The following is a 15,995-nucleotide window of genomic DNA, read 5'->3' on the forward strand; positions in this document are numbered from 1 at the left end:
CCTAAAGCTCCCATTTCCGTCAGTTTATAGCTTTGACGAAATTCACATAAATTGATATAATTAAATCTCATTGGTAATTATACCCGATTAATAATGATTTCTATTCTCAATGAGTATTCTATCAGTTATTTTTAAATAAATCTTAACTATATTTGTTTTTTTATAAAGATATTTATATATATTAATAAAAAGTTAATCTAACACTTCATCAGACATTAATGAATTTACTTTGGAGGGATATATTTGCAAATTGAACTATATTTAAATCAGAAACAGATGGAGGAAACCTCTAGAGGCTTTTACCATTGCACCCATATCCCTATAAGATTCTATGCTTCTAATCAAAGGCCTATAGCTTCTTTTGGGTACACAGAGGACTCTGCCTGTCTTATAGATGAATATCATATATATAGAAAGCTTAAAGAAAAATTGTCAAAATCTATTGGAATCTCTGCCTATGAAACCATAGTAGTAGAGGAAGCCATAAGCTTCACTGGGGTTTTATCCTGTCCAAGAAACTTAGATAAAGGTATATACATATTAGGTCCCTATTCCACGGAGACCACTATTGGCCCTGGCATACCCTATAAACCAGATAAATATATACCAAATTTAATTAATCTGCTTAAAACCATAGAAAAAAGCACTGAACTTTCTTCTATAAAAATAGAAGATAACAATGCTAACTATAGTAATTATATAAAAAAAGCAATAGACTACATGTATGAGAATTACAAGGAAACCATAACCCTTGATGATATATCAAATCATCTAAATCTTAACAAATGCTATCTCTGCAGTATATTTAAGAAAGAGGTAAATAAGACAGTCTCTCAATTTTTAAATGAAATTAGAATAAATAAAAGCAAAGAGCTTCTCTTAAAGGAAGGTTATTCTGTTCTGGACATAGCACTTCATGTAGGCTTTAATAATCAAAATTATTACAACATGACCTTTAAAAAGCTTACAGGAACTACACCTTTAGAATATAAGAGAAATTCACTAGGAATATAAATAGGACATGTTATAAGTTATGAGTCTTATAACACGTCCTATATTATTTATTATATACTAAAAAAATGTACTAGCTACTTATTAATATGCGGTCCATCCTCCATCAGCAGTTATAGCCACTCCGTTTACTAAGCTGGATTCATCAGAAGCAAGAAAAACAGCAATATTGGCTATTTGATCAGGCATTCCCGTGCCCATACAGTTGGAAGTCCCAGACATAGCTCTTTTATATCCCTCTTCATGGAATGTTCCATTTTGAGTAATTTCCGTTTGAACTCCTCCTGGACAGATGCTGTTGCATCTTATATTCTTATTTCCATAGTAAAAAGCGGTATTCTTAGATAGTCCTTCAAGTCCATGCTTAGATGAGGTGTAAGCTGCACCAGCTTTGTATCCACAAAGACCTCCAATGGAAGATACGTTTATAATACAGCCCTTCTCTTGTTTCAGCATTGTAGGTATAACTTCTCTAATTGCATAGAAGGGTCCATTGAGGTTTACCTTCATTATTTTTTCCCACATCTCATCACTTACATCAGCAACAGGAGCAAATTCATCGAGAATCCCCGCATTATTTACTAATATATCAACTCTTCCATAGGCATCCAAAGCCTTCTGATGCATATTTTTAATATCCTCGAGGCTTGATACGTCTCCCCTTACAGCTATTATTTCACCAAGGAGTCCCTCAGCATCCCGTACTAATTCCTGAAGCCTTTCTAACCTTCTTGCAACGGCTATAACCTTTGCTCCTTCTTTTGCATACTGCATTGCTATTTCTCTACCTATTCCAGAGCTAGCCCCTGTAACAATTGCAACCCTATCCTTTAATCTCATAGTTTACCCCCTGTTGTTCTTTATTAATGGTTATTTTTTACAATCTATTTGTTAATATTTTATCAATTTACTCACACATTTACAATAGGTTTTACTTATTATTATAAATACATACTTAATACCTATTTAAATTTATCAAAATGCCGTTTATTTTTATAAAATAACAATAATTACTCAAAATTTTCCGCATACACTTGATATAGCAGTCACAATCAGCAGTGGACATTTTCATCTTTTTAACATATCATTCTTTAATTATTAATATTTGTAATAATTGATTAAAAATAACAAATATAATAAAATGTTATTATGATACAAATACTCTATAGTTTTTTCTAAATTTTATCGGAGGAGGTAGCGTATTGAATAGGATAGTTATTACTGGAAATGAAGCAGTAAGTAGAGGTTTTTGGGAAGCTGGCGGTGCCATAGCATCTAGTTATCCTGGCTCCCCTACAGTTTCAATATTGGATTCTATGAAATCGTATCCCGAAATTTTTGCACAATGGGGAAGTAATGAAAAGGTAGCCATGGAAATTGCCATAGGAGGAAGCATGGCTGGTGCTCGTTCCTTAGTATCTATGAAACATGTTGGTATCAACATTGCATCAGATCCTTTTATGACTTTTACTCAAACAAAAACTAAGGGTGGATTTTTGCTTGTAGTAGGTGATGATCCTGGTTTATCCTCCTCACAAAATGAGCAAGATAGTAGGTTTTGGGGGAAATACGCCAACATTCCCGTATTAGATCCATCGACTCCTCAGGAGGTAAAGGATTTTGTTAAGGTAGGCTTAAAAATAAGTGAGGACTTTAATACTCCTGTACTGATACGCTTAACTAGTCGTCTCTGCCATAGTAGAGGAATTGTAGAGCAAGAGGATAGAATTCCCGCTCCTATATCTGGCTTTCAAGAGGAGCAAGGAAGATATTCAATGCTTCCACCTTATGCCGTGGCTGCTCAAGAATTTATGTATAATCGTATGATAAAGCTTAGAGAATATAACAATGAAAGCTCTTTAAATAGGCTTGAAAAAGTGGGTTCTGATGTTTTGATAATAACCAGCAGTCTTTGCTATGAAAACCTAAAGGAAATCAACCCTAGAGCAGACATATTAAAATTAGGCATGATTTGGCCAATGCCTCTAGAGTATATCCGCAGTCTCAGCGAAAATTACAGCAAAATAATAGTTTTGGAAGAAACCTTGGGCTTTATGGAGGAAGAGCTTAAAATCAAAGGTATTCCTGCAGAAGGTAAGAAATACTTCTCTTACACAGGAGAATTAACCATAGAGGAAGTTAAAAAAGGCCTGGCAAAGGCAGGTATCATAGATAATAGTGATATGCCTAATGAAGAATATACTAAAGTACCAAGAACTCCCATGCTATGCACCGGCTGCCCTCATAGGCCTGTTTTTGATATATTAAAGAAGCTAAAGGCAACGGTAATTGGAGATATAGGCTGTTATTCCTTAGGTATATTAGAACCCTTTGAGGTTCATAAAACTAATATAAGCATGGGTGCATCTCTTGGCATGGCACTTGGAGTTGCTAAAGCTCAAAGTCTTTCAGGAAACAAAAAACCTGTAGTAGCTACCATCGGAGATGGAACCTTCTTCCACTCAGGAATGACCGGCTTTATGCAGTTAGCCGACTGTGATGAGAATATCACTGTAATAGTAATGGATAACAGAACCACAGCCATGACTGGTGGACAGATCACTCCTACTACCAGTAAATACTTCAAGGAATATGAAAATCACGGAGTCAATATAAGCGACGTCCTCAGCTCCTTTGGAATAGAGGATATTACTATAGTAGACCAATTTAAATATAAGGAAACCAAGACAGCTATCGATGCGGCCATGAAAAGAGATGGCTTGTCAGTTATAATTACCACTCAGCCCTGCGCTCTCAACTTTAAAATTAAAAAGCCTCATTATTATGTAGATGAAAACACCTGTATAGGCTGCAGAAGCTGTATAAAAACTAACTGCCCAGCAATTTCCATGAAATTCTATCCGGGAAAAACCAAGAAAAATTCCTATATAGATCCTGATATGTGTGTAGGCTGCTCTGTATGTGCACAGGTATGTCCAGTTGGCGCTATAAAGTTAAGCTCTACTGGTGGTCTGGAATTAAACCCCTCAGGCGGTATACAGATAAATCCTTCTAGCGGCATACAGTTTGGCCCATCAAAGGAGGTATAACCATGGCAACCACAAATATTTTAATATGCGGTGTAGGTGGACAAGGTCTCGTCCTTTCCACAACAATAATATCAGAGGTTTGCTTTATAGAAGGCTATGACTTAAAAACCAGTGATGTCATAGGACTATCTCAACGTGGTGGAAAGGTTTGGGGCCATGTACGCTTTGGCGAAAAGGTATACTCCGCCTCAATCCCCCAAGGAGAAGCAGACTACATCTTAGCCCTAGAACAGCTAGAAGGTCTTCGCTGGCTCCCAATGCTCCGTCCAGAAGGTAAGGTAATACTCAGTGAAGAAATAATATATCCTAACAGAGTGCTCCTAGAAAAAGAGGAATATCCCCAGGATATCAAAGAAACAATGAAATCCAAAGGCTATCAGGTATATGATGTAAACAGCAAAGAAGCCTGCAGAGCCCTAGGAAACATAAAAGCCTCAAACACTTATCTCCTAGGCGTTCTATCCACCTTCCTTCCCTTCAAAGAAGAAAGCTGGCTTGAGGCTATAAAAACCACCGTATCCCCAAAAATCCTCCCAGTAAACCTAGCCGCCTTCAAAGCCGGCCGAGGCGTATACACCCTCACCCAAGCCTCAAACTAGCAAAAAAACACCCCCACACAGGCCCACCAGGAAGCTCACCTTCCTCTCGGCCCCCTCAGGGGTGTTTTTTCTATCTCTTAGCTTTTAGCTCTCTGCTCTTTACTCTTGCTCTTTTTCTCTTATCTTTTTGCTCTTACCTATTGGCTCCCAGCCCAATAATCTCCCTATTAGCCCTCAGCTAATAATCTACCTCTTCTTCTCTCTTATCTTTTTGCTCTTCTCTTTTGCTTTTTGCTCTTTTTCTCTCTTCTCTCTTCTCTCTTCTCTCTTCTCTATTCTCTCTTCTCTCTTCTCTATTCTCTCTTCTCTATTCTCTATTCTCTGCTCTTTTGCTCTTATCTTTTTGCTCTTTTTCTCTCTTCTCTATTCTCTCTTCTCTTTTCTCTATTCTCTGCTCTTTTGCTCTATTCTCTCTTCTCTATTCTCTATTCTCTGCTCTTTTGCTCTTATCTTTTCAACTCTTAGCTCTTACTTCTTACCTCTTAGTTCTGCTCTTTTCAACTCTTACCTCTTACCTCTTACCTCTTACCTATTCACCACTCTAATCTGCAGCCCCTCCATTACATCCAACACCTTCTCATTCATAGAATCATCGAAGCTAGCGGTACACTGTGCATCTACTATAATTTCCGCCTCTGGCAGCGCCGATTTTGCCAGTATACCATTGGATATCACGCAAATATTGGAGACCAAGCCCACAAGCTCTATACTGTCATAAGCTTTGCCCTTTAAATAGTTAGCTAAATCTAAGGAGCCAAAGGTTCCCTTTTCAAAGATAATATCCTCTGAAGATTTAAGAGAATCAATCCTTCCATAGAGCTCCCAGCCTTCCCTTCCTTTTATGCAGTGCTCCACGGGAAGGTTTCTTCCCTCCTGGGTGCTGAGGTAATTTTCAGGATGAGTATCATAGGTAAATACAACCTCATTCCCATGCTCCTTATAATCTATTATCTTATTATATATATTATTCTCTAGCTCTACCGCCTTAGAAAATCCAAGGCTTCCATCTACGAAATCCTTTTGATAATCCACAACTATAAGCAGCTTTTTACCCATAATATTCTCTCCTCCCTGATAACATTTCAGCGGCATAAATTACTAATTACATAAATTAATTATAATATTATCAGAAAGGAGTTTTCAATGGTTAATTCATTTATTTAAGCTGCTTCACCTTCTCCTCCAACAATCTCATTCTTTGAGGTTTCAGCCACTAAAAGCGCTGCAACCGAAGCTCCTGTTATATTGGTAAGAGTTCTTCCCATATCAATAATTGCATCCACTGCAAGAACCATAGCCATTGCCTCAACTGGGAAGCCTATGCTGGTTAATACTACCGTAGTAGCTATAGTTGCAGCACCAGGAACACCTGCCACACCAATGGAGCCAATGATAGCTGCAAATACTATAAGGGCATAATGTCCCATGGTCATATCTACATTCATAACATTTCCTATGAAGATTGCAACAATCGCTGGGTATAAACCTCCGCAGGAGTTCATTCCCATGGAAGCTCCCAAGGAAGCAACAAAGGTCGCTATGCTCTTTGGAACCCTTACATTATCTATGAGGCTTTGAATGGTAACAGGGAGTGTTCCATAGCTAGATTGAGTGGTAAAAGCAACAATCTGTGCTGGCCCAATTCCTTTAAAAAATTCAATAGGATTCCTCTTACCTAAGGTTGCAACCAATGGAGTGTGTATTAGAAGCATGATAAGAATATTACCAACATACACTGCTATTATAAAGGTTCCAAGTGGAAGGAGTGTAGAAAGTCCATTTCTTGCAACAGCCACAGCAATAAGTGCAAATACTCCATAAGGTGTTAGCCTTAATATCATCTTAGTGACTCTAATAAATATATTGTTTAAGGATTTTATAAGTTCCTTGAAAGGTTTTATACTTTCAGGCTTCCTGTTACCTTCAATTAGCATTGCTATGGCAATAAACATAGAAAATATCATAACTGCTATAACATTCCCATTAGCCATTGCAGCAAAGGGATTGGTAGGTAGCATGTCTAATATAACCTGGCTGAATTCCGGTATAACTCTTGGTTCAAAGCCTTCAGCTGGAGTAAAGGACATCCCATTACCTACATTAAATAAACGTCCAATTACTATACCAAGGGCTGAAGAAAGGCCTGTGGTTAACAATAGGAAAAATATTGCCTTTAGCCCCATTGTTCTTAAAGCCTTTATATCCTTAAGATTCATTATACTTGATATGATTGAAACCATAACAAGAGGAACAACAATCATCTTGATTAAGGAAGCATAACCACTTCCTAAGGGTCTTATAAGCAGAACATCCTCCCCAAAGATTAAGCCAGCTATCATACCGAGAGCCATAGCTATAAGAACTCTATAAGAGAATTTCACTTTCTTCGATGCAAGGATATATAAAACCGCAACAGCTAACGCTGCTGATAAAAGCACTAAAATATTTGTAAAATTAATATTCATTGTATTACCTCCATTTATTTTTTATATGTACAATCTTATACCGGTAAAAATAAAAAAGCTTCTGCCTCTGATATTTCAGAGGCAGAAGCTTAGCTTCCACGGTTCCACTCTAATTAAGCATGAATATGCTTATCTTTACCAGGTACAATATTATACCCTGCTCTATAAAGGGAGCTCCCTTAAGAACCTACTAAAACTTCAGCTCTTCCACTCATAGGGGCACTTCAATAAGCTTCCTCACAGGTCCTCTCAGCAGCTAAACCCTCTCTGTAATGTCTCTGCTTACATACTTTCCCTAATCAACGTGTTTAATATAGTAAAATGCGCACTTTACTATATATTATTAATTCCTAGTACTTTTGTCAAATATAAAAGTCATAGGAAAAATATAGATGTAAACCTAATCATCTTATGTTTTCTCATTTTTTCCCTATATTATTCTAAAACCCATAGCCTTATCGATATACTGTAGATATTTTATATCCTCTTGATCTATTTTTCCTATAATATTCACCCTAGCTTCCACCGGTAAATCAACTCTTGCTATTTCTAATTCTCCACTGTACCTCAGGTAATTCTCATTTCCTATGGATATAGAGCCTTTACTTCTTAACATAGCAGTTTCAGCCTTAAATAGCTTTCCAGGAGTACCATACTCCCTAGATTCCTGGGAGCGTATTACATAGCTACTGGAATCGGGTCTATCATGATGTATTATATCCCTTACAAAGGAATATTCCTTTCGTATATCCGCTCTTAATTCAACATAACCTGAATTAAGCTTCTCTAATTTATTCCAGAGCTCTTCAGTTATATCCACATCTCCTATAAGGACAATATCGCAGAGGGCAGAACTTCTAAGCTCTAATATGGATAATAGTGGATCTTTATACCTATGGTCTTCTACCGTAGGCAGTCCCTCATAAAGAGGTCCTCTTTTTACTAAGTCTCCAGGAACAAAAGCGAGGGTCTTGATCCCCATATATTTCAGCCTCTTATTTCTCTCAACAAGAGTATCAATAGAAAGCCCCGTCAGTGGCTTAGGATAGAAATTATCTGCTGCTAAAAACCTACTAAAATCGCAGCCATAGCCCTTAAGCTCCATTAGCTCTTCCTCTGAAATAGTAGATGAATTAAAGACAATATTAAATGTATTTGAAAGCTCAGCTATTTCCTTTGAAGTAAAACCATAGTCAGGTCTTATATGGGTAATTGGTGTTTCTTTTAATTCCTGTATGCTTTTAAGCTTTAGCTTTTCAATGGTCCTAGGACCTATGTCTATTATAAGCTTAATATCTGCAAGGGTGCAGAGCTCCAGCAAAGCATTTACCTCTTTACTATAATCTTCAACCCTTTCCTCAGGAAGATGGAGGGAAGTAAAGGCATATTTCACCTTAGCCCTCTTTGCCTTATCAATTATTTCTCTGTTTTTTTCGATTCCTGTACCTAAGTATAAAGATATTCCTACAGTAAACATGGATCCTCCTTTTATACAACCGGCTTATTAATTATTTATATGTATCCAATATAAGCTCTCTGGTCTTCAATATATGTTCCTTAGTCCTCTTAAAATCTCCTCTAGCCACACCTAAATAAAGCAAATCTGTAACAATAAAAAATGCATCTCTCGAGGCTATAGCTCCATATCTTATATCCTTTTCCTCTGAAGGAATATATAAGGGTAAATCCACTATCTTGCTCAAAGGATTTTTATCAAATTGAGTTATGGCAATAGTAGTAGCACCGTTTTCTTTAGCCTGCTTCATAGCCCCATTAACCTCTCTGGTGTTACCTCTATAGCTAATGGCTATGCAAACATCACCCTCCTCTACTCCTACAGAGCTGGCTAGCTGCACATGACTGTCGGTAAAATGAACAGCCAATATGTTAATTCTTGAGAATTTTTGCACTAAGTCATCAGCTACAATCCCAGAATTACCTACCCCATATACAAATATTTTTTTAGCTTCCTTTAACGCTTCAATTGACTTTTTAAGAGTGTTAACATTAAGCATTTTATAGGCCCCATCAAAAACAGAAGCCTTATAGCCTGCAGTCTTTTTCATGATCATCTCTACCGTATCATTTTCCCTTAAAATATGGTCGATTTGATCATCATCATCCTCGCTATCCTTGGCTATTTCCATTTTCAGTTCCGTAAAGCCCTTACAGCCTACCTTCTTTGAAAATCTTACTACAGCTGCCGCTGAGGTTCCTGTCTTTTCCCCCATGGCCTGGGCAGAAAGATTAATCACTTCATTTTTATTTTCTAAAATATAATCTGCAAGCTTTGCTTCTGTGGTAGTGTAGCCGGAATACCCCTTTTTAATCCTATATATGCAACTCATATACTATCCCCAATCTTATGACTTATAGGAAAATTATATATTATTTTTATTGCTACTTTCAACAACTATGTTATAAATTTGAAATTTTATTTCATAATTAATCCATTTGAATTTTTTACCTTTGACATCACTTAAAGAATAATGATATTATAATAAATATTTCACAAATTTAAAGTGATGATTAGGAATAGTATGGTGAATACCACAGAACAGAGAAAAATGCATTAATGGTGAGAGCATTTTCTGCAGGTCCATCAGAACCCACCTATGAACGTCAATGATGAATTGACCGGCTAACCCGTTAAAGTGTTTGAGTGAATAAATTCCTTTACGAGGATTTATTAATTAAGGTGGTACCACGCAGCTTTCGTCCTTAGGAGGAGGGCTGCTTTTTTAATAGGAGGAAACCGATGAAAAAAAAATCTAAGCAAACCCTAGTAGTAAAAATTGGTTCCAGCTCACTAACAGACTCCCTAGGTTATCTGGCAAAAGAGAAAATACAGTATTTTGCAAAAGACGTGGCAAAGCTTAAGGCCTTAGGCCACAGGGTAGTAATAGTAACCTCAGGTTCAATAGCAGCTGGCTTTAGCCTTTTAGGCTATAAGGAACGACCTAAAACTGTCGAGGGAAAGCAAGCAGCAGCAGCCGTTGGTCAAGGACTTTTAATAGAGGAATATACAAAAGCCTTAAAAAAATACCATTGTCTAGCTGCTCAGATTCTTCTCACCAGAGGAGATTTTTCTGATAAAAGAAGATTTAAAAATGCTGCTCGTACCTTAGAAGTTCTATTAGAAAAAGGTGCTGTTCCAGTGATTAATGAAAACGACACTGTTTCCATAGAAGAGCTAAAGTTTGGTGACAATGATACACTTTCAGCTCATGTGGCCTCTATGGTACATGCTGACCTATTATTAATCCTTACAGATATTGATGGTCTTTACACCGCCGATCCTAGAAAGGATAGTAATGCAGAGAGGTTAAACTATATTGAAGAAATAACCAAGGAAATAGAGGATTTAGCAGGCTCAGCAGGAAGCAGTATTGGCACTGGTGGAATGCGATCCAAAATAATAGCAGCTAAGATTTCCACCACCTCCGGTGTCCCAGTATTAATCACCTCTGCTGGTGAAAACTCAATTTATAATTCTATTGAAGGTACCATAGAAGGTAGTTATTTTGAAGGGAGAAAGAGAAAACTAAAAAATAAGCTCCATTGGGTAACCTTTTATTCCCATTCAAAGGGAACCTTAATAATTGATTCTGGAGCCCAGGAAGCCCTATCAAAAGGAGGTAAAAGCCTGCTTCCTAAGGGAATTATAAAGGTTGTGGGTAACTTTAGCCCTGGGGATGTTGTAGAGGTAGTAAATAACAACAAAAAATTAATTGGCAAGGGTTTAGTAGAGTATAGTTCTTCAGAACTAATTGAATTAAAAGGTCTTTCATCATTAGATATTAAAAAGGTGACGGGTAGAACTAAAACCGTGGCTATCCACAGAGATAACTGGATAGGAAATGAAACTATGAAAAAGGAAGGGATATAGGATGGATGAATTATTAATAAAAGCAAAAGCTGTAAAGAACTCATTAATGGAGCTTTTACAGTTAACAGAGGAAGAAAAAAATACAGCACTATTAAAGGTAGCCGAGGTTCTAGAGGAAAATAAAGGCTATATCCTGGAGGCTAACAGCAAGGATGTTGAAGCTGCTATAAGACGAGGTGAATCAAAAGCAATAATAGATAGGCTTACTCTTAATGAGGAAAGAATAAATTCCATGGCTCAAGGAGTAAGAGATGTTTCTTCCCTAAAGGATCCTATAGGAGAGGTTATAGAAACTATACATAGACCCAATGGATTGACAATCAATAAGGTCAGAGTTCCTTTCGGAATAATAGGTATTATCTATGAAGGAAGACCTAATGTTACAGTAGACTGCTTTGCCTTAGCTCTGAAATCTGGTAATGGAGCTATTCTTAGAGGCAGCTCCAGTGCCTTAAATTCAAATATGGCATTGGTTTCTTTAATTAAAAAAGCTCTTGAGGAAACTTCTGTTCCAGCTTCTTCAATTGAGCTCATAGAAAGTCCTGATAGAGAACTAGTTAATAGGCTTCTTAAGCTTAAGGACTATGTAGATGTAATAATTCCACGAGGTGGCGCTGGCCTTATAAATGCTGTTGTAAATAACTCCACCATACCAGTACTGGAAACTGGAGTAGGAAACTGCCATATTTACTTAGATGCTTCTGCCTCCTATTCTATGTCCCTTAAGATAGTTTTAAATGCAAAAACTCAAAGACCAGGGGTATGCAATGCTGCTGAAAAGCTCTTAGTCCATAAAGACTTTGCAGAGAAGCACTTACACTCCTTATTAATGCCTTTAGTTTCTTCAGGAGTTGAGCTAAGAGGCTGCCCTGAAGCCAGAAGAATATGCCCAAGTCTACTTCCCGCTAAAGCAGAAGATTGGGACAAAGAGTACCTGGATTTAATTATGTCCGTTAAGGTAGTTAACAGCCTAGAGGAGGCTATACATCATATTAATAGCCATAGCACCAAGCATACAGAAGCAATAATTACAGAAAGCAAGGATAATGCTGATATATTTTTATCTCTTATAGATGCAGCAGTGGTAGTCCATAATGCCTCAACTCGTTTTACCGACGGTGGAGAGTTCGGCTTCGGAGCTGAAATAGGCATAAGCACTCAAAAGCTTCATGCCAGAGGTCCAATGGGGTTAAAGGAGCTGACCACCTATAAATACAAGCTATTAGGCAATGGGCAAACAAGAATATAGTAATTTAAAACTCCCTTTGGTTATCAAGAGTAAATTTTTATAAATCTTTAAAAAACTTATGGTTAAATATTATATATGTATATCATATTAAACACGAAAATCCAGTAGAAAAAATCTACTGGATTTTTAGTTTTCAATATCTATGAAAAAATCAAAGTTCCCAAAGTGAATAAAATGTTTATTTCTTTTGCAACCATGACAGTTCTTGATCAAACCATGTTTCAATATCATATCGTATATCTAAAACAGAATCATCCAACGATATGGTAAGTCCACGGCAACCGCCATCACAATGACCGATCTCTCTTTTTCTGCCGCAGCCATATCCCTTTGCAATCAGTTCCTGCAAAATTGTAGGAAACCTTTTGATGGTGTCAGTGTATTCATGTGTCTTTGTGGATTTCACATTAATATGATAGCCGTTGTTGAGGGAAGCGTTAATTCCCCATAAATCTTTCCGTTTATAACAATACTTAATATAGATATGAAACCCTTTTACTTCCACAACACAGGTAAGTCCTTTATCCATATAGCGCTGATGCAGTTGTAGAATGAAATCCTGAAGCTCTGAGGATAAAGGCTTTATCATATCCTCTAGGATAGAAAGCACATCGGTTTCATCCTTTTTCAATGCCCTGTAGTCACAGCGCAAAAAAACATCCTGGTTGATGAGAGTGCCATGGTCTATTTCGGCGATTGCCATAACCTTCATACCTATAAGCATACTAGGGTTATCTGGATATGTGATATTTATGGTTTTGATGTCTGACAAGTTTTGCTTTTTTTCATTTATTTCTATGCCGTCAATACAAATATCGCAATCCGCCAGAAACTGTAGGCACTCAAGGTTTTTAGTAACAGACAGCTTTCCATTGAATATGGTATTTCCACAGCCGAGAGATTGTTGGTTTTCAACTGGCATTCCATGATAACCTATGTTCATTAACATGGTGCTTACATTGTGCAGGAAGGGATAATACACCGATAGCGTAGTGCGATTTTCATATTCATGGGCAACTTTTTTGCTATTATCATAGGCATAGCCTTTGGCGTATAAAATATCGTAAAGCCTAACCAAAAAGGCTCTGAAGGCCAGAACGCCCTCACGTATGCTCTCATCAACTAAAACATTTGTATATACAGGATTGATGGCATATGCTTCCTGTGTTTCTGGCACCATAATTTCCTTCAAATAGCTTGCCACATCCTGAAGGGTTTTTCTCATGTGTTTCACCTCTTGTAATTTATTTTACCTTATATCTGTAAAACTGGTTTGCAAATTCCTGTTTATTCAGTGGTTTAAAAACAACTAACTAACATATTTTATCTATACAAATTAATTATACCATGTTTTACCAGAATAATACTTTTAAACAGCTAAAGCTCAAATTACTCAATTAATTTGTTATTTTTTCATATTACTAAATAAATATATGAGGCATAATCAAGTAAAGCCGACAAATATACAAATTATTTAAAAAAGTTGATAATAAACTATTGACCTTTACGCTACGTAAAGCTATATGATTAGAGTGTCAGGAGGTTCACTATGAAATATACCATTACAGAGCTAGCAAGGATGTCAGGAGTAAGTACAAGAACTTTAAGATTCTATCATGAAATAGGACTTTTAGTACCCACGGAGCAAAATGCCGCTGGCTATAGAACCTATCATGAGGAAGAGGTTAATAAGCTACAGCAAATCCTCTTCTATAGAGAATTAGGAGTGAATCTTAGGGATATAAAAAATATCCTAGAAGCTCCTGAGTTTGATGGGCTTGAGGCTTTAAAGAACCATAGAAAAGAGCTCTTGGAAAGAAAAAAACAGCTAGATAGACTACTGGACAATGTTACAAACACTATTTATTCACAGGAAAGGAGAATAATAATGAAGGATAATGAAAAATTTAAAGGCTTCAAGAAGTCCCTAATAGAAGAGAATGAAAAGAAGTATGGCAGTGAATTAAGAGAAAAATACTCCTCTAAAACCATAGATGAATCTAACCAAAAACTAATGAACATTTCTGAAGAAGAGTTTAGCAATATGGAGGAGCTTGCTAACAGAATTTTAGAGCAGCTAAAAATAGCCTTTGCCACCAATGACCCTTCCTCTCAAGAAGCTCAGATACTAGCTGACATGCATAAGAGGTGGCTGAGCTTCTCCTGGCCAACTTACACCAAGGAGGCTCACAGAGGAGTAGCCGAAATGTATGTTTGTGATGAGAGATTTAAGAAATACTACGATAAGGTTCAGCCCGGCGGAGCGGAGTTCTTAAGAGATGCTATACTAGTTTATACAGAATAAATCTTATTTTAGTTATATAGTAAAGCCTATACACAAAGTGTATTAAATAAAAAATCTTAGCCAGCTTTATAAATGGCTAAGATTTTTTTGATTATAAGCTTTGTGCTTTATAAAACATCTAAAGCAAGTATTCTCTTATATCCCCAATGATATAAAGTGAGCCAAAGGCTATTATAGCATCGGAAGGATCCGTTTCATTTAATGCAATCTCCGTAGCCTCTACCAAATCCTGAACCTCAAGCACCTTAGAAGCTCCTCTTGCAGCAATAAGGTCACTAAGCTCTTTGGTGAATATCGCCCTGGAATCAAAGGGTGCTACAGCATAAAATCTATCTCCATAAGGAATAATCATATCCAACATTTCCTCATAAGCCTTATCCTTTAGCATTCCAATAATAAACGTTAGCTTTTTACCAGGAAGATATCTTTTAATATTAGTTAATAAGGCTTCAATCCCTTGTGGGTTATGGGCTCCATCTATTATAAAGCAAGGCTTATCCATGAGGATTTCAAATCTTCCAGGCCACTTAGCCTTTTTTAATCCCCTTCTTAGAGCTTCTTCACTAACCTTAAAGCCTTTCTTTGACAACACTTCAACAACCTTGATAGCTACAGCTGAATTATATAACTGGTATTCTCCCAAGAGAGAAATCTCTAAATCCTCATAGAATCCTAAAGAAAACACCTGACCCTCCAGGTCACTTTTCTTAACTATAATTCCTTGAAAATCTGTGCTATTCAGTAATGCCTTCCTCTCCTGTGCAACCTTTTCCACAGTGTCCATTATGTTTTTTTCCTGTGGATAAAGAACAACCTCGCAACCCTCTTTTATTATTCCAGCCTTCTCATAAGCAATCTTTTCCACTGTATCTCCAAGATACATAGTATGGTCAAGTCCTATGGCGGTAATTACTGCTACCTCCGGACTCTCAATTATATTGGTAGGATCAAGCCTTCCACCAAGTCCTACCTCTAAAACAACTATATCACAGTGACATTTTTCAAAGTAAATAAAGCCTATAGCCGTTACTATCTCAAACTCCGTAGGAAGCTCCTCCATATGAGGCACTACCTTTTTCACCCTTTCTACCGCTTCAATAAGCTCCTTATCCGGGATATTTTCTCCATTTACTCTAATTCTTTCATTAAATACATGAAGATAAGGTGATGTGAATAAACCCGTTTTGAAACCAGCCTCTGCCAGAATAGAGGCAGTAATAACAGAAGTGGAGCCCTTGCCATTGGTACCGGCAATATGTACAAACTTAAGCTTTTTATGAGGATCGTCTAAAAGTGAAAGAAGCTTTTCTATCCTGGTAAGGCCAGGCTTGCTTCTCTGCCAGGAGTTGGCATGTATATAATCTAATGCTTCTTGAATATTCATTTCTTTTCTCCCCTTAAAAACATTATATAGAACATATTACCAC

General features: G+C 37.0%; 13 protein-coding genes and 2 other annotated features. Of the genes, 6 read left to right on the forward strand and 7 right to left on the reverse strand.

Translation table 11 applies throughout. The annotated features are described in order from the left end of the window. Nucleotides 1-243: 243 nt before the first annotated feature. The gene (locus ACPWSR_RS01775) at nucleotides 244-1,014 is read left to right on the forward strand and encodes a helix-turn-helix transcriptional regulator (RefSeq protein ID WP_426349983.1); all 771 of its coding nucleotides are present in this window, start codon (nucleotides 244-246) and stop codon (nucleotides 1,012-1,014) included. An 81-nt stretch (nucleotides 1,015-1,095) separates the two neighbouring features. Here the strand turns inward: ACPWSR_RS01775 and ACPWSR_RS01780 are convergent, their stop codons facing one another. Beyond that, entirely contained in the window at nucleotides 1,096-1,851 is a 756-nt protein-coding gene (locus ACPWSR_RS01780; protein WP_426349984.1) for an SDR family NAD(P)-dependent oxidoreductase, read from the reverse strand. A 362-nt stretch (nucleotides 1,852-2,213) separates the two neighbouring features. Here ACPWSR_RS01780 and ACPWSR_RS01785 point away from each other — a divergent pair, with 362 nt between their 5' ends. Further along, entirely contained in the window at nucleotides 2,214-4,061 is a 1,848-nt protein-coding gene (locus ACPWSR_RS01785; protein WP_426349985.1) for a thiamine pyrophosphate-dependent enzyme, read from the forward strand. A gap of 2 nt (nucleotides 4,062-4,063) precedes the next feature. Continuing rightward, entirely contained in the window at nucleotides 4,064-4,660 is a 597-nt protein-coding gene (locus ACPWSR_RS01790) for an indolepyruvate oxidoreductase subunit beta (protein ID WP_426349986.1), read from the forward strand. Nucleotides 4,661-5,185: 525 nt separating this feature from the next. Here ACPWSR_RS01790 and ACPWSR_RS01795 read toward each other — a convergent pair. From ACPWSR_RS01795 to ACPWSR_RS01810, 4 genes are all read right to left on the reverse strand, one after another. Then, nucleotides 5,186-5,716, reverse strand: a complete 531-nt coding sequence (locus ACPWSR_RS01795; RefSeq protein ID WP_426349987.1) for a cysteine hydrolase family protein — start codon at nucleotides 5,714-5,716, stop codon at nucleotides 5,186-5,188. Between the two features lie 104 nt (nucleotides 5,717-5,820). Beyond that, nucleotides 5,821-7,125, reverse strand: a complete 1,305-nt coding sequence (locus ACPWSR_RS01800; protein ID WP_426349988.1) for a dicarboxylate/amino acid:cation symporter — start codon at nucleotides 7,123-7,125, stop codon at nucleotides 5,821-5,823. Nucleotides 7,126-7,199: 74 nt separating this feature from the next. Next, nucleotides 7,200-7,437 (reverse strand) — a binding site (T-box leader). Between the two features lie 118 nt (nucleotides 7,438-7,555). Further along, nucleotides 7,556-8,602, reverse strand: a complete 1,047-nt coding sequence (locus ACPWSR_RS01805) for a MupG family TIM beta-alpha barrel fold protein (RefSeq protein WP_426349989.1) — start codon at nucleotides 8,600-8,602, stop codon at nucleotides 7,556-7,558. 31 nt (nucleotides 8,603-8,633) lie between these two features. After that, nucleotides 8,634-9,473, reverse strand: coding sequence for a MurR/RpiR family transcriptional regulator (locus ACPWSR_RS01810; RefSeq protein WP_426349990.1), 840 nt, complete (start codon nucleotides 9,471-9,473; stop codon nucleotides 8,634-8,636). Between the two features lie 168 nt (nucleotides 9,474-9,641). After that, nucleotides 9,642-9,851: a binding site (T-box leader), on the forward strand. 32 nt (nucleotides 9,852-9,883) lie between these two features. Here ACPWSR_RS01810 and proB point away from each other — a divergent pair. Both proB and ACPWSR_RS01820 read left to right on the forward strand, forming a co-directional pair. Continuing rightward, nucleotides 9,884-11,014 carry a glutamate 5-kinase gene (gene proB / locus ACPWSR_RS01815; RefSeq protein WP_426349991.1) on the forward strand — a complete coding sequence of 377 codons (1,131 nt, stop codon included), beginning with the start codon at nucleotides 9,884-9,886 and terminating at the stop codon, nucleotides 11,012-11,014. 1 nt (nucleotide 11,015) lies between these two features. Further along, nucleotides 11,016-12,263, forward strand: coding sequence for a glutamate-5-semialdehyde dehydrogenase (locus ACPWSR_RS01820; RefSeq protein ID WP_426349992.1), 1,248 nt, complete (start codon nucleotides 11,016-11,018; stop codon nucleotides 12,261-12,263). A 178-nt stretch (nucleotides 12,264-12,441) separates the two neighbouring features. Here ACPWSR_RS01820 and ACPWSR_RS01825 read toward each other — a convergent pair whose 3' ends face one another. Further along, entirely contained in the window at nucleotides 12,442-13,488 is a 1,047-nt protein-coding gene (locus ACPWSR_RS01825; RefSeq protein WP_426349993.1) for a hypothetical protein, read from the reverse strand. Between the two features lie 324 nt (nucleotides 13,489-13,812). On the opposite strand from ACPWSR_RS01825, the gene ACPWSR_RS01830 reads away from it, so the two are divergent. Next, complete coding sequence (locus ACPWSR_RS01830) at nucleotides 13,813-14,568, forward strand: MerR family transcriptional regulator (protein WP_426349994.1); 756 nt, start codon at nucleotides 13,813-13,815, stop codon at nucleotides 14,566-14,568. A gap of 118 nt (nucleotides 14,569-14,686) precedes the next feature. Here the strand turns inward: ACPWSR_RS01830 and ACPWSR_RS01835 are convergent, their stop codons facing one another. Further along, a complete protein-coding gene (locus tag ACPWSR_RS01835; RefSeq protein WP_426349995.1) occupies nucleotides 14,687-15,952 on the reverse strand; it encodes a bifunctional folylpolyglutamate synthase/dihydrofolate synthase in 1,266 nt (421 codons plus the stop codon). Nucleotides 15,953-15,995: the final 43 nt, after the last annotated feature.

Source organism: Alloiococcus sp. CFN-8 (assembly GCF_049943125.1).
Classification (GTDB): domain Bacteria; phylum Bacillota; class Clostridia; order Clostridiales; family Clostridiaceae; genus JAEXZL01.